The following is a 13,366-nucleotide window of genomic DNA, read 5'->3' as shown; positions in this document are numbered from 1 at the left end:
GCCCGGCGGAGGAGTCATGCCGGGTATGCGTGGGTCTGCGTCGCCTTGACCGTCGCCCATACCGGCGCGCCCGGGTGCAGGCCGAGTTCGGCCGCGGCGACCGTGGTGAGGTCGGCGGCGAGCGGGAGTTCGCCGGTGAGGTCCACGCGGATCTGGTCGCCGTGGGTCTCCAGGCCCGCGACCTCGCAGCGCCACAGGTTGCGGGCGCTGGAGCCGGTGGGGCGTCGTCCGTACAGGGTCACGGCGCCCGGTGGGAACGCCACGAAGACCGGGCCGGAGAGGTCCTCGGTGGTGGTGAGGGCGGGACCGGCGTCGAGCCGCACGGTGTGGCCGTCGGCGCGGCCGCGGTAGAGGTTCAGGCCGACCAGCTGGGCGATGTAGTCCGTGCGGGGCCGGCGGGCGATGTCGGCGGGGCCGCCCTGCTGGACGACCCTGCCCTGCTCGACGACGACGAGCCGGTCGGCGAGCACCATGGCGTCCAGCGGGTCGTGGGTGACGAGCACGGCGACGGCCTCGAACTCGGTCAGGTGGCGGCGGAGCTGGGCGCGGACCTCCAGGCGGGTCCGGGCGTCCAGTGCGGCGAGGGGCTCGTCCAGGAGCAGCAGCCGGGGGTTGGTGGCCAGGGCGCGGGCGAGTGCGACGCGCTGGGCCTGGCCGCCGGAGAGGCTGCGAGGCTTGGCCCCCGCGTGGTCGGCGAGGCCCATGCGGTCCAGCCAGGCGGCGGCCTGTGCCCGGGCCTGCGCCTTGCCGGCGCCCCGGCAGCGCGGCCCGAAGGCCACGTTGTCGAGCGCGGTCAGGTGAGGGAAGAGCAGGTAGTCCTGGAAGACCACGCCGACCGGGCGGGACTCGGGCGGCGTACGGTCCACGGCGGCACCGTCGAGGCGCAGGTGGCCGTCGGTGAGCGGGGCGAGGCCGGCCAGCGCGCGCAGGGCGGTGGTCTTGCCGGCGCCGTTGGGACCGAGCAGGGCGACGACGTCGCCGGGTGCGGCGGTCAGCGCGACGTCCAGGTGGAAGGTGCCGCGGTCCACGACGAGGCGGGCGTCGAGGCCGGCGCCCGGGGTGCGTCCGCCGGCGGGTTCCGTCGTGGTGGTCGGTTCGTCGGTGCCGGTCATGATGCCCTCATCCAGCGGTCCCGGAGCCCGGCCAGTACGGCGATGGAGACGGCCAGCAGCACCAGGCTGAGGGCGATCGCCGCCGCCGGGTCGTTCTGCAGGGCGAGATACACCGCCAGCGGCATGGTCTGGGTGCGGCCCGGGAAGTTGCCCGCGAACGTGATCGTCGCCCCGAACTCGCCCAGCGCCCGCGCCCACGCCAGGACGGCGCCCGCCGCGATGCCCGGCGCGATCAGCGGCAGCGTGACCCGGCGGAACGCGGTGAAGCGCGACGCGCCCAGCGTCGTGGCGGCCTCCTCGAAGCGCGGGTCGGCGGCGCGCAGGGTGCCCTCCACGCTGATCACCAGGAACGGCATCGCCACGAACGTCTCCGCGAGGATCACACCCGTCGTGGTGAACGGCAGCGTGATCCCGAACCACGCGTCCAGCCACTGCCCGACGACGCCGTTGCGCCCGAACGCCAGCAGGAGCGCCACGCCGCCCACCACCGGGGGCAGCACCAGGGGCAGCGTCACCAGGGCGCGGACGAGGCCCCGGCCGGGGAACTCCGTGCGGGCCAGCAGCCAGGCCAGCGGCACACCGACGACCAGGCTCAGCGCGGTCGCCGACGTGGCGCACAGCAGCGACAGCCGCAGGGCCTGCCACACCTCCGGGCTGGTCAGCTGGTCGGGCAGGCTGCGCCACGGCGCCCGTACCAGCAGGGCGATCAGCGGCAGCAGCAGGAACGCCAGGCCGACGAGGGCGGGTACCAGCAGGGGGACCGGCACCGCGCGGGCGCCGGTCCCGGGCACGTGGGGCTTCTTCACGGCGTGCGGAACCCGGCGCCGGTCAGCACCCGCTGCCCCTCGGCGGACTTCACCATGTCGATGAAGGCCTTCGCCGCGCCGGCGTTGGGAGCCTCCTCGAGGAGGGCGATCGGGTAGTCGTTGACGGCCTCGGCCGACTCGGGGAAGTCCACGCCCGTCACCTTGTCGCCGGCCGCCCTCACATCGGTCCGGTAGACGACGGCGGCGTCGGCCTCCTTCAGTTCGACCTTGGTCAGGGCGGCCTTGACGTCCTGCTCGTACGAGGCGGGGGTGAGCTCCAGGCCGGCGGCCGCCAGCGCCTGCCGAGTCGCGGCGCCGCACGGCACGGACTCGTCGCACAGCACGACCTTGAGGCCGGATTCCGCGAGGTCGTCGAGGGAGGAGATCCTGTCCGGGTTGCCCGGCAGGGTGGCGATCTCCAGTTGGTTGCGCACGAAGGTGGAGGGTGCGCCGGCCGTGGCCCCGGCGTCGGTGACGGTGGCCATCGTCCTCGGACTGGCGGAGGCGAACACGTCCGCGGGGGCGCCGCTGGTGATACTGGCGGCGAGGGTGTCGCTGCCGGCGAAGTTGAAGGTGATCTCGGTGCCCGGGTGCTGCTTCTCGAATGTCTCGCCGAGCGCCGTGAAACTCTCCTTGAGCGAGGCGGCGGCGAAGACGTTGACCTGGCCGGAGACCTTGGCGGACGACGAGGAGCCGGCGGAGTCCGGACCCGTGTCCGAGCCGGAGGACGACGAGCACGCGCTCAGGGCCAGCAGCGCGGCGGCGGCCGGGAGGGGCGCCCGCAGGGTCCGTCGGATGCGGCGGGTCCTGCGCACGGATCGGGTCGTCACGGGCCACTCCCTCTGCGTGGTCGGGGTTGTCGGGCGGGCTTCCGACGGTTCGGCGGCCGGGCTGGACGGCGGCTGGGCTGGACGGCGGCCGAGCCCGTCGGCCTCACCACGACGCCGATCATACTTCCGCATCTGCGAGGGGTAAGTCTCCTGTCGCATCGCATAAGCGAGGCGTGTTCGAGGAAAGGCTGGCATGTGCGTTCGTACGGGCGTGAGGCCGGCCGACGGGTCACGCCCTGTCGATATGTACGTTCGTCGACTTCACTCGGGCGGTGGCCTCCACGCCGACCTCCAGACCGAGTTCCTCCACCGCCTCCCGGGTCAGCAGGGAGACGAGCCGGTGCGGTCCCGCCTGGATCTCGACCTGGGCGGCGACGTCGCCGAGCTTGATCGCGGTCACGATCCCCGGGAAGGCGTTGCGGGCCGAGGTGTACGGGGTCTCCTCGTCGGCGCCGTCGGAGCGGGCGAGGTCCACCGAGAACGCGGCCAGGTCGCGCCCGTCGACGAGTCGCCGTCCGCCCTCGTCGCGGTGGGTGGTGAGCCGGCCCGCGTCGGCCCAGCGGCGGGCGGTGTCCGGGCTGACGCCGAGCAGCCGTGCCGCCTGGCCGATCGTGTAGGACTGCATGCCGGTCACGATAGGCCGCGGCAAGGGAACGGTGGACGTGGGGTTGGCCGTTGGGTATGACGCGATATAGCGTTAGTTCGTGGCAGTGGCGGGGTGCTCACCTGGCACCCCGCCCCGGGGAGATCGGGGTGGAGCGATGACGGTGTTGCCCTCGCGAGTCGGCGAGTCGCCCGGCCTCCGGGCCTCGCACGCGGACCGGGACCGGGTCGTGGACGTGCTGAGCGGCGCGGCCGGGGCCGGTCGGCTGACCGCCGAGGAACTGGACGAGCGGGTGGGGGCGGCGCTCACCGCGCGGACGCTGGGAGAGCTGGCCGTCCTGACCGCCGACCTGCCGGTGGTGCCGGGCGAAGGCCCGGTCGCCGAGGTGAAGGATGTCGTCCGCATCCAGCAGGAGGGGGCGTCGACCCGGCGTGGCGACGGCTGGGTGGTGCCCCGGCGGTTGGAGATCCGGTCGGCCTGGGGAGAGGTGACACTCGACCTCACCCGGGCCGTGATCGCCCACGACACCCTCCACATCGACCTCGACATGCGCGCCGGGATGCTGAAGCTCGTGACCCGGCCCGGCGTCGTGGTGGACACCGACTCACTGGTGGCGAGGTACGCCGAGGTGAAGGTACCGCGCGCCGTCGGCACCGGGACGCCCGTGGTGCTGCGGGTGCGGGTCACCGGAGAGATCAGCTGGGGGCAGGTCGTGGTGCGTTCGCCGAGGCGCCGGTTCGGGCGAAAGGCGTAGAGACACGGCTTCCCGCGGGCACGGTGGGTCATTCCGGACCGCAGGGCGTGAAGACCGTCAGCGCGGTCCCGCGTTCGACGCGGTCGCACAGGCGGTGCGGCGCCGTCGCTCAGCTCAGCGCAGCGCGGCAGTGGGCCTGACGCGGCCGACGTCCGCGCGTCCTCGCCGAGGGGCTGCCGCGGGTCCGGCGTGCCGATCGGTGCTCCGGGACGCCGTCCCGGTCCGTAACCCAGCCGGTCCGTCGGTGCGGACGAGTCGGTACGCAACAGGTGGCGTAGGTGGCGTAGGTGGCGTACGGCTGGCCTGCCGGTGCCCGCGAGACCTGGGCCGGGCCGTGCCGGTGACCCGGTCGGCCAGGACGTGCGGGGTGAGCGGCCCGGCAGCGAGGCTCACCGCGCTGTTCGGCGCGGTCGGCGACCGTCCTACGGCGTGTCGTCGAGTCGGGGCCCTGGGGCGGTGTAGGGCCGCGGGGCGGGGCGGCGGTCCTTGGCGGGGTCCGACGCGCGCTTCGTCGTGCTCTCAGCGGTGCCAAAGAGAACCTGCGTCGTCGCGGCGGGGTCGGCACTCCTGTCGCCCCGCCCAGGACGCCGTAAGAGATCCGTCAATGCGGCACAGAGCACCGTATGGGACCCGTCAACGGTGGTCGTATCCGGTCGGACGAGGGGTTTTGCTCGGAGCGTCCTAGTCGCAACCGAACCTCACTCCAGGAGCTCACGATGGCCGATGCGGCCTTCGTCGTCACCACGATCGCGGTCTTCGCGCTGGTGGCTCTCGTCGCCAAGGGGGTGACGAAGCTGTGACCGCCGAGAACCTCGTCGGCCTGCTCGTGGCCGTCGCCCTGCTGGGCTATCTCGTCCTCGCCCTGATCTTCCCGGAGAGGTTCTGAGAGCCACATGGGTCCCATAGCCGCCGGCGTGCTCCAAGCGCTGGCCCTCATCGGCGCACTGGCGATCGTGCACGCACCCCTGGGCACCTACATGGCCCGGGCCTACTCCTCTCCCAAGCACCTGCGGGTCGAGAAGTGGATCTACAAGGGCATCGGTGCCGATCCGGAGACGGAGATGCGCTGGACCGCGTATCTGCGCGGCGTGCTCGCCTTCTCCTTCGCCGGCGTCCTCTTCCTCTACCTGCTTCAGCGCGTCCAGGGCGTCCTGCCTGGCTCGCTCGGCTTCGACTCCGTGGAGCCGGCGCAGGCCTTCAACACCGCCGCGTCCTTCGTGGCCAACACCAACTGGCAGTCGTACTACGGCGAGCAGACGATGGGCCACGTCGTGCAGACCGCCGGCCTGGCCGTGCAGAACTTCGTCTCCGCGGCCGTCGGTATGGCGGTCGCCGTCGCCCTCGTCCGGGGCTTCGCGCGCGCCGGCACCGGGGAGCTGGGCAACTTCTGGTCGGACCTGGTGCGCGGGGTCACCCGGGTGCTGGTGCCGCTCGCCGTCGTCGGCGCGCTCGTGCTGGTCGCCTGCGGGGTGATCCAGAACTTCTCCGGTATCCACGAGGTCGGTCAGTTCATGGGCGGCTCGCAGCAGTGGAACGGCGGCGCCGTCGCCTCGCAGGAGGCCATCAAGGAACTGGGCACCAACGGCGGTGGCTACTTCAACGCCAACAGTGCGCACCCCTTCGAGAACCCGACGCCGTTCACGAACCTGTTCGAGATCTTCCTGATCCTGCTCATCCCGGTCTCCCTGACCCGGACCTTCGGCGTCATGGTCGGCTCGGTGCGCCAGGGCTACGCGATCCTCGCGACCATGGCCACCATCTGGATCGGCTTCGTCGCCCTGATGATGTGGACCGAGTTCGCCCACCACGAGGGCGCGCTGCGGATCGCCGGCGGCGCCATGGAGGGCAAGGAACTGCGCTTCGGGGTCGGCGGCTCGTCGATCTTCGCGGTGACCACCACGCTCACCTCCACCGGCGCCGTCGACTCCTTCCACTCGTCGTACACCGGGTTCGGCGGCGGCATCACGATGCTGGGCATGATGCTGGGGGAGATCGCACCCGGCGGTGTCGGATCCGGGCTCTACGGCATGCTGATCATGGCGGTCATCGCGGTCTTCATCGCGGGGCTCATGGTCGGGCGAACGCCCGAGTACCTCGGTAAGAAGATCGGCCCCCGCGAGATCAAGCCGGCGGCCGTCTACATCCTGATCACTCCGGCACTGGTGCTGGTGTTCACCTCGCTGTCGATGGCCCTGCCGACCCCGCCGAACTCGATGCTCAACCCCGGCGCCCACGGCTTCTCCGAGGTGCTGTACGCCTTCACCTCCGCCGCGAACAACAACGGCTCGGCCTTCGCCGGCCTGAACGCGAACACCGACTGGTTCAACACCACGACCGGGCTCGCGATGCTGCTCGGCCGCTTCCTGCCCATGGTGTTCGTCCTGGCCCTGGCCGGCTCGCTGGCCGGGCAGCAGCCGGTGCCGGCCACCGCGGGCACCCTGCGCACCGAGAAGCCGTTGTTCACCGGCCTGCTGGTCGGCGCGATCCTGATCATCGTCGGTCTCACCTACTTCCCGGCGCTGGCCCTGGGGCCGCTGGCCGAAGGGCTGGCGTGATGACCCGTCCCCTGCAGAAGACCCGCAGCCAGAAGACCCGCAGCCAGAAGACCCGAGGCCAGAAGGCCCGCATTCCCAAGGCCCGCAGCCCCAAGGCTCGTATACAGAAGCACGAGGACTCCATGTCCACAGCCACCGAGAACCGGGCGCCGCACAGCGACGTACCCACCGGCCGGCCGGCCGCCGAGGGCCGGGCCGGCGCGGGGCTCTTCACGCCCGCGCAACTGGTCGCCTCGCTGCCCGAGGCGTTCCGCAAGCTCGATCCGCGGGTGATGGTCAAGTCGCCCGTGGTGTTCGTGGTGTGGATCGGCTCGGTGCTGACCACCGTCTTCTCCTTCACGGACCCGGGGGACCGGTTCGGGTGGACCATCAGTGCCTGGCTCTGGCTGACCGTGCTCTTCGCCAACCTGGCGGAGGCCGTCGCCGAAGGCCGGGGCAAGGCGCAGGCGGACACGCTCCGCAAGGCCAAGACGGACACGGTCGCCCGCCGGGTCGACGGGAGTACCGTCCCCGGCACCGAGTTGCGCGTCGGCGACCTGGTGGTGTGCGAGGCCGGTGACGTCATCCCCGGTGACGGCGACGTCGTCGAAGGCGTCGCCTCGGTCGACGAGTCGGCCATCACCGGCGAGTCGGCGCCGGTCATCCGGGAGTCGGGCGGTGACCGCAGTGCCGTGACCGGCGGGACGAAGGTCCTCTCCGACCGCGTCGTCGTGCGGATCACCACCGAGCCGGGCGAGACCTTCATCGACCGGATGATCAACCTGGTCGAGGGCGCGGCACGGCAGAAGACGCCGAACGAGATCGCGCTGAACGTCCTGCTGGCCTCGCTGACCATCGTCTTCCTGCTGGCCTGCGCCACGCTGACGCCCTTCGCCCACTACGCGGGCACACGGCTGACGCTGGTCGTGCTGGTGGCGCTGCTGGTCTGCCTGATCCCGACCACCATCGGCGCCCTGCTCTCCGCGATCGGCATCGCGGGCATGGACCGCCTGGTCCAGCGCAACGTCCTGGCCATGTCGGGCCGCGCCGTCGAGGCGGCCGGGGACGTCTCCACGCTGCTGCTGGACAAGACCGGCACGATCACGCTGGGCAACCGGCGGGCGGCGGAGTTCGTGCCGGTGCGCGGCACGACGGAGGCCCAGGTCGCGGACGCCGCGCAGCTCTCCTCGCTGGCCGACGAGACGCCCGAGGGCCGCTCGGTCGTCGTCCTCGCCAAGGAGGGGTACGGGCTGCGTGAGCGGCATCAGGGCGAGCTGACCGGCGCCGAATGGATCACGTTCACCGCACAGACCCGCATGTCCGGCGTCGACGTCGACGGCCGGAGGATCCGCAAGGGCGCGGCCGGGTCGGTGATGGCCTGGGTGCGCGAGTGCGGCGGCGAGGTCGCCGAGGAGACGGAGCGGCTGGCCGACGGCATCTCCGTGGCGGGCGGTACACCGCTGCTGGTCGCCGTGGAGGACGGCGACGGTGCCCGCGTCCTCGGGGTGATCCATCTGAAGGACGTCGTCAAGCAGGGCATGCGGGAGCGGTTCGAGGAGCTGCGGCGCATGGGCATCAAGACCGTCATGATCACGGGCGACAACCCGCTGACGGCCAAGGCGATCGCCGACGAGGCGGGTGTCGACGACTTCCTCGCGGAGGCCACGCCCGAGGACAAGATGGCCCTGATCAAGCGGGAGCAGGCGGGCGGCAAGCTCGTCGCGATGACCGGCGACGGCACCAACGACGCGCCCGCGCTCGCGCAGGCCGATGTCGGGGTGGCGATGAACACCGGCACGTCGGCCGCCAAGGAGGCCGGCAACATGGTCGACCTCGACTCCGACCCGACCAAGCTCATCGAGATCGTCGAGATCGGCAAGCAGCTCCTCATCACCCGGGGCGCGCTCACCACGTTCTCCATCGCCAACGACGTCGCCAAGTACTTCGCGATCATCCCGGCGCTGTTCGCGGCGGTCTACCCCGGCCTGGACAAGCTCAACATCATGCGCCTGTCCTCGCCGGACTCCGCGATCCTGTCGGCGGTCGTCTTCAACGCACTGATCATCGTCGCGCTGGTGCCGCTCGCCCTGCGCGGCGTGCGGTACAGGCCGATGAGCGCTGACCGGATGCTCCGGCGCAACCTCGCGGTCTACGGAATCGGAGGGCTGATCTCCCCCTTCATCGGCATAAAGGCCATCGACATGCTCCTGTCCCTCATCCCCGGAATCGGTTGACCGCCATGAACAACTCGGTATCGAACACCGGCCGGTTGCTCGGGGCCGGCCTGCGCGCCCTCCTCGTGCTGACCCTGGTGACCGGCGTCCTCTACCCCCTGGTGGTCACGGGCGTCGCCCAGGCCCTGTTCCACGGCAAGGCGAACGGCTCGCAGGTCTCGGCGGACGGCCGCGTCGTGGGCTCCTCGCTGATCGGGCAGTCGTACCACCTGCCGCTGAAACCCGGTCAGGAGACTCCGGAACCGGACCTCAAGTGGTTCCAGGGCCGCCCCGCCAACGGACTCGGGGAGAACACCGTCAACACCCAGTACCGGCTCATCCTGTCCGGCGCCACCAACCTGGCCGCCGACAACCCGGAACTCGTCGAGCAGGTGAGGGCGGCGCAGGCCGCCGTCATCAAGGACAACTCGGTGCCCGGACACACCGTCGAGCGGTCGGACATCCCCGCCGACGCGGTGACCTCCTCCGGCTCGGGGCTGGACCCGCACATCTCCCCGCGCTACGCCGGCCTGCAGGTTGCCCGGGTCGCCCAGGAGAACGGCCTGCCCGTCGCGGAGGTACGAGGGCTCGTCGACCGGCACACCGAGGGCCGCACCCTCGGCTTCATCGGCGAGCCGCGGGTGAACGTCCTCGAACTGAACATCGGCCTCGAGAGGCTCATGAAGAAGAGCTGAGCGGGATCGCCGGCATCGTACGGCGCGGTACGGGCGGGCGGGAGCCGACGGCACGAGGAGGTCCCGGGGGCCGCCGGCTCCCGCACCGCGCGGCACGGCCGTCGTACCGCATGCCTTGGCATGTCCGCGTGCCTGTCGAGTGTCCGCACGCCCGCACGCCCGCGTGCCCTTCGGTCGCGACGGCCGTGTCAGGGGCACCGCGCAGCAGGCGGCGCCGTGCTCGAGCGGAGCACGAGTTCCGTGCCGAGCTCCACCCGCGGTGAGTCCGGCTGCTCGTCGCGAGCCGGACGGAGCCGTACGGGCGGCGGGGCTTGCATGCCGGCGAGCGGCTGCCGCACGGTCGTCAGGGGCGTGGCCGACCGGCGGACCTCCGGAAGGTCGTCGAAGCCGACGACGCTCCAACGTTCCAGTCCCGCGGCTGTCGACTTCCGGGGACCGGGTGGCCGGGCGGGGGTGGGCGTTCCTGCGCCTGGAACACCGCGCCGTGACCGCGAGGGCACGGTGAACCACGTGGAGTGACCGGCGCCGGACACGCGTCGGGGCCGGTTCGCAGAGGTGTCCGCGGGCCGGCCCCGTGGTTCACCGGGCGCAGTGGTGACACGCCGCCCGGCCCGTGCTCAGGCGGCGGCCGTCAGGCCTGCTCCGACGGGGCGGTGCGGGGCGATGGCCCGACCGTCCGGCAGGAGCTCACCGGTGTCCTCGAAGAGGACGACACCGTTGCACAGCAGGCTCCAGCCCTGCTCCGGGTGGTGCGCCACGAGGCGGGCGGATTCCCGGTCGGCGGAGTCGACTGAGGGGCACGGTGGCTGGTGCTGACACATGAGTGGGGTCTCTCGGTCTGTTGTCGCGGGTGCGTTCGCTGTCTTGGCTGTCTCGCGGCGTGAAGCGTCGTTCATGGCCGCCCCCCGTTGTATTGGTCGGTCCTGACCCAGTGTTGCCCCACGGGCGTCGATCCGCAGGTATTTCGCAGCACCGCTTCTCACAGGTTGATGACGCACCACCCGCGCGGACGGTTCATCTCAACTGCACTGTCATTTCGGGTGGTTCGGCATGGCCGGATGAGGCTAGTCCGCGCGGGTGGGTGAGCGGGGCGGGTCAGGCGGGGGAGCGCAGCAGCCGGGTCGGCGTCACCCGGTGGGTGAGCACGGGCAGCAGTTCGGAGACCCGGTGCGGCCGGTGGGCCGCGATGCCGGGAGGGGCCGGTGCCAGTGGTACCAGCAGGTCGGTGGCCGCGGGGTGTCCGGCGGCGGCGTCCGCGGTGCAGTCGCCGTGCAGCCACAGCGTGAGCATGTACAGCCCGGGAACCGACAGCAGACGCGGCTGGTAGGCCTGGGGGACCGACTCGGCCTGGCGCAGCGCGCGCTCGGTCGAGGCGACGTAGGGGCCCTCGAAGAAGCGTGAAAACGCCCAGCCGTCGGGGGTCAGCATGGTCTCCGCCGCCGCCACCGCACGGTCGCCGCAGCGGATGAGGAACCGCCATCCGGTCAGTCGCGTCGCCGTCACGCCCTCCGCCGTGATCCCGTCCAGGACGTGCACGGGCAGCGGTAGTTCGGGCGTGGCGGGGCCCTGGGCGCCGAGCAGGGAGGGAGTCCGGGCCTCGCGGACCGCGGTGGGAGAGGAGAGGGCGGTGAGGACGGAGCGCAGGGCGGGCGCGGGAGCCGGGGGGACATGCAGGGGCATGATGGGTCGCCTCTCATTCGAAGGCACGGTGGCGCGAGGGCGGAGCGGGGCGGACGACGCTGTCAGCTCACGGGGCTGGGGAGGCAGGGGCCGGGTCCGAGAACCGAGAAGGGGGCGAGGCCTGCCGCGCGTCAGCTCGGCGGCAGGATCCGTCGACCGTGGGCGCCGGTCGTCTGCCTTGTCCGCGGAGTTTATACGACATGTGTTCAGACTGTGTTTCGACTAGCCGATTCCGGCAACCAGTACAAGGTTGCATTCGGTCGTCGATATGCGGGAATCCTCCGGATTTACGACCGGGTGTACGACGATGACCTCGGGGAATGTTCACCAAGCGGTCGGCCAATTGTCGTCGGCGTTTTTCACGAGTTACCGGGCAGGGAGCTGATCGACGTGCCATGCCCGGTGAATGTGCCAGTGGTCACATCGGCACAGAGTAGCGGGTGCCGGGCCGGTCCGGGGACGTTATCGATCGCTTCGGCTGGGCATCATCCCACCTGACCGGCCACCGGCGGCCGGATCTTCGACGCGCCGCTTCTAGAAGGGACTCTTCCATGGGGGAGAAGGTCGTGGCAGGTCAGTTCGACCTGTCCGATCGCCAGCGCTACCGCGAGAAGCTCCAGCGGTGCCTGACGGGCCTGGAGCGGCTTCTGGCGGAGAAGCGGTTCGATCGCCCGAAGAACCTGATGGGGCTGGAGATCGAATTGAATCTCGTCGGTGCCGACGGGATGCCGAAAATGTTGAATGCGCAAGTCCTCGAACGCATCGCGAGCCGCGACTTCCAAACAGAACTCGCCATGTTCAACCTGGAAGTCAACATTGCCCCACATCGACTGGGTGGCCGGGTATTCGACCGCCTCGCCGAGGAGATCCGTACGGCACTGGCATATGCGGACCGAAAGGCCGGCGAGGTCGACGCGAGCATCGCGATGATCGGGATTCTGCCGACACTGGACCGGGACGACCTGGTCTCCTCCAATCTCTCCGCCGTCGATCGCTATGCCCTGCTCAACGAGCAGATCGTGGCCGCCCGCGGCGAGGACTTCACCCTCGACATCGAGGGGGTCGAGCGCCTGACCTGCACCTCCAAGTCCATCGCCCCCGAGGCCGCCTGTACCTCGGTGCAGTTGCACCTCCAGGTCACCCCGGACCGTTTCGCCGATGTGTGGAACGCGGCCCAGGCGGTCACCGCCGCGCAGATCGCCGTCGGCGCCAACGCGCCCTTCCTGTTCGGCCGCGAGCTGTGGCGCGAGTCGCGCCCCCCGCTGTTCCAGCAGTCCACCGACACCCGCCCGCCCGAGCTCCAGGCCCAGGGCGTCCGACCGCGCACCTGGTTCGGCGAGCGGTGGGTGACCTCGGCGTACGACCTGTTCGAGGAGAACCGGCGCTATTTTCCGGCGCTCCTGCCGATCTGCGACGACGAGGACCCGCTGGAGGTCCTGGACGCGGGCGGCGTGCCCTCGCTCTCCGAACTCGTCCTGCACAACGGCACCGTCTACCGCTGGAACCGCCCCGTCTACGACGTCGCCGACGGTGTCCCGCACCTGCGCGTGGAGAACCGCGTCCTGCCCGCCGGCCCCACCGTCACCGACGTCATGGCCAACGCGGCCTTCTACTACGGCGTCGTCCGCGCGCTCGCCGAGGAACCCCGGCCGGTATGGACCCGGCTGCCGTTCGAGGCCGCCGCCGCCAACTTCGAGGCCGCGTGCCGCCACGGCATCGACGCCCGCTTCGAATGGCCCCGGCGCGGCCGGCTGGGCGGCACCACCGAGGTCGACGCCGCCGTCCTCGTACGCGACGAGCTGCTGCCGCTCGCCGAGGCCGGGCTGGACGCGTGGGGCGTCGAGCCCGCCGACCGGGACCTGTACCTCGGCGTGATCGAGGAGCGGTGCCGGCGCCGGGTCAACGGCGCGTCCTGGCAGGCGGCCACCTTCCACCGGGCGCTGGAGGCCGGCCTGTCCCGGGAGGCCGCGCTGGCCGCCACGACCCGCCGCTACGTCGAGCTCATGCGCGAGGGCCATCCCGTACACCTGTGGCCGGTGGGTCTGCCGGAGCCGGCGCGGCTGGGCTGATCCCCGCCACGACCGCCGGCCCCGCCCCCGCCGCGCACCGCCTCACACTGATCGGGCAAGCTGTGACGT

At 71.5% G+C, this 13,366-nt stretch carries 13 protein-coding genes and 1 pseudogene; 7 read left to right on the top strand and 7 right to left on the bottom strand.

The genetic code is table 11. From position 1 onward, the window contains the following. Positions 1-14: 14 nt before the first annotated feature. From ACP4J0_RS12100 to ACP4J0_RS12085, 4 genes are all read right to left on the bottom strand, one after another. On the bottom strand, positions 15-1,112 hold the full coding sequence (locus ACP4J0_RS12100) for an ABC transporter ATP-binding protein (RefSeq protein WP_426598639.1): 1,098 nt from the start codon (positions 1,110-1,112) through the stop codon (positions 15-17). Further along, positions 1,109-1,918 carry an ABC transporter permease gene (locus ACP4J0_RS12095; RefSeq protein WP_426598638.1) on the bottom strand — a complete coding sequence of 270 codons (810 nt, stop codon included), beginning with the start codon at positions 1,916-1,918 and terminating at the stop codon, positions 1,109-1,111. The genes ACP4J0_RS12100 and ACP4J0_RS12095 overlap by 4 nt, the downstream gene beginning before the upstream one ends. Then, entirely contained in the window at positions 1,915-2,748 is an 834-nt protein-coding gene (gene modA / locus ACP4J0_RS12090) for a molybdate ABC transporter substrate-binding protein (protein WP_426598637.1), read from the bottom strand. Before modA ends, ACP4J0_RS12095 begins: the two co-directional genes overlap by 4 nt. 229 nt (positions 2,749-2,977) lie before the next feature. Next, positions 2,978-3,373 carry a TOBE domain-containing protein gene (locus ACP4J0_RS12085; RefSeq protein ID WP_426598636.1) on the bottom strand — a complete coding sequence of 132 codons (396 nt, stop codon included), beginning with the start codon at positions 3,371-3,373 and terminating at the stop codon, positions 2,978-2,980. Between the two features lie 136 nt (positions 3,374-3,509). Here ACP4J0_RS12085 and ACP4J0_RS12080 point away from each other — a divergent pair, with 136 nt between their 5' ends. The 6 genes from ACP4J0_RS12080 (at position 3,510) to ACP4J0_RS12055 (ending at position 9,548) form a co-directional block, all read left to right on the top strand. Continuing rightward, positions 3,510-4,106 carry a DUF1707 SHOCT-like domain-containing protein gene (locus tag ACP4J0_RS12080; RefSeq protein ID WP_426598635.1) on the top strand — a complete coding sequence of 199 codons (597 nt, stop codon included), beginning with the start codon at positions 3,510-3,512 and terminating at the stop codon, positions 4,104-4,106. Between the two features lie 623 nt (positions 4,107-4,729). After that, positions 4,730-4,906, top strand: a complete 177-nt coding sequence (locus ACP4J0_RS12075; RefSeq protein ID WP_426598634.1) for a hypothetical protein — start codon at positions 4,730-4,732, stop codon at positions 4,904-4,906. Beyond that, positions 4,903-4,992 (top strand): K(+)-transporting ATPase subunit F, encoded by a 90-nt coding sequence (gene kdpF / locus ACP4J0_RS12070; RefSeq protein WP_426598633.1) that lies wholly within the window; start codon positions 4,903-4,905, stop codon positions 4,990-4,992. Before ACP4J0_RS12075 ends, kdpF begins: the two co-directional genes overlap by 4 nt. Positions 4,993-4,999: 7 nt before the next feature. Beyond that, on the top strand, positions 5,000-6,661 hold the full coding sequence (gene kdpA / locus ACP4J0_RS12065) for a potassium-transporting ATPase subunit KdpA (RefSeq protein ID WP_426598632.1): 1,662 nt from the start codon (positions 5,000-5,002) through the stop codon (positions 6,659-6,661). A gap of 122 nt (positions 6,662-6,783) precedes the next feature. Further along, the gene (gene kdpB, locus ACP4J0_RS12060) at positions 6,784-8,874 is read left to right on the top strand and encodes a potassium-transporting ATPase subunit KdpB (protein WP_426598660.1); all 2,091 of its coding nucleotides are present in this window, start codon (positions 6,784-6,786) and stop codon (positions 8,872-8,874) included. 5 nt (positions 8,875-8,879) lie between these two features. Next, positions 8,880-9,548 carry a potassium-transporting ATPase subunit C gene (locus tag ACP4J0_RS12055; protein ID WP_426598631.1) on the top strand — a complete coding sequence of 223 codons (669 nt, stop codon included), beginning with the start codon at positions 8,880-8,882 and terminating at the stop codon, positions 9,546-9,548. A gap of 188 nt (positions 9,549-9,736) precedes the next feature. On the opposite strand, the pseudogene ACP4J0_RS12050 reads toward ACP4J0_RS12055, so the two are convergent. From ACP4J0_RS12050 to ACP4J0_RS12040, 3 genes and pseudogenes are all read right to left on the bottom strand, one after another. Then, positions 9,737-9,946 (bottom strand): annotated as a pseudogene (locus ACP4J0_RS12050) (LacI family transcriptional regulator); the annotation flags it as partial. Between the two features lie 219 nt (positions 9,947-10,165). After that, on the bottom strand, positions 10,166-10,369 hold the full coding sequence (locus tag ACP4J0_RS12045; protein WP_426598630.1) for a DUF5999 family protein: 204 nt from the start codon (positions 10,367-10,369) through the stop codon (positions 10,166-10,168). 274 nt (positions 10,370-10,643) lie between these two features. After that, positions 10,644-11,228 (bottom strand): hypothetical protein, encoded by a 585-nt coding sequence (locus ACP4J0_RS12040; RefSeq protein ID WP_426598629.1) that lies wholly within the window; start codon positions 11,226-11,228, stop codon positions 10,644-10,646. Between the two features lie 551 nt (positions 11,229-11,779). On the opposite strand from ACP4J0_RS12040, the gene ACP4J0_RS12035 reads away from it, so the two are divergent. Continuing rightward, positions 11,780-13,297, top strand: coding sequence for a glutamate--cysteine ligase (locus tag ACP4J0_RS12035; RefSeq protein ID WP_426598628.1), 1,518 nt, complete (start codon positions 11,780-11,782; stop codon positions 13,295-13,297). Positions 13,298-13,366 lie beyond the last annotated feature (69 nt).

This window comes from Streptomyces sp. WG7 (genome assembly GCF_049975785.1).
GTDB lineage: Bacteria > Actinomycetota > Actinomycetes > Streptomycetales > Streptomycetaceae > Streptomyces.
The sequence above is the reverse complement of the archived record's forward strand: the minus strand, read 5'-3'. Positions and strand labels throughout refer to the sequence as shown.

Bases quoted from the DNA above. Each gene is read 5' to 3' on its own strand.
- ACP4J0_RS12100 (WP_426598639.1), bottom strand. From the start codon at position 1,112: ATGACCGGCACCGACGAACCGACCACCACGACGGAACCCGCCGGCGGA.
- ACP4J0_RS12085 (WP_426598636.1), bottom strand. From the start codon at position 3,373: ATGCAGTCCTACACGATCGGCCAGGCGGCACGGCTGCTCGGCGTCAGC.
- ACP4J0_RS12080 (WP_426598635.1), top strand. From the start codon at position 3,510: ATGACGGTGTTGCCCTCGCGAGTCGGCGAGTCGCCCGGCCTCCGGGCC.
- ACP4J0_RS12075 (WP_426598634.1), top strand. From the start codon at position 4,730: ATGGGACCCGTCAACGGTGGTCGTATCCGGTCGGACGAGGGGTTTTGC.
- kdpA (WP_426598632.1), top strand. From the start codon at position 5,000: ATGGGTCCCATAGCCGCCGGCGTGCTCCAAGCGCTGGCCCTCATCGGC.
- kdpB (WP_426598660.1), top strand. From the start codon at position 6,784: ATGTCCACAGCCACCGAGAACCGGGCGCCGCACAGCGACGTACCCACC.
- ACP4J0_RS12055 (WP_426598631.1), top strand. From the start codon at position 8,880: ATGAACAACTCGGTATCGAACACCGGCCGGTTGCTCGGGGCCGGCCTG.
- ACP4J0_RS12045 (WP_426598630.1), bottom strand. From the start codon at position 10,369: ATGTGTCAGCACCAGCCACCGTGCCCCTCAGTCGACTCCGCCGACCGG.
- ACP4J0_RS12040 (WP_426598629.1), bottom strand. From the start codon at position 11,228: ATGCCCCTGCATGTCCCCCCGGCTCCCGCGCCCGCCCTGCGCTCCGTC.
- ACP4J0_RS12035 (WP_426598628.1), top strand. From the start codon at position 11,780: ATGGGGGAGAAGGTCGTGGCAGGTCAGTTCGACCTGTCCGATCGCCAG.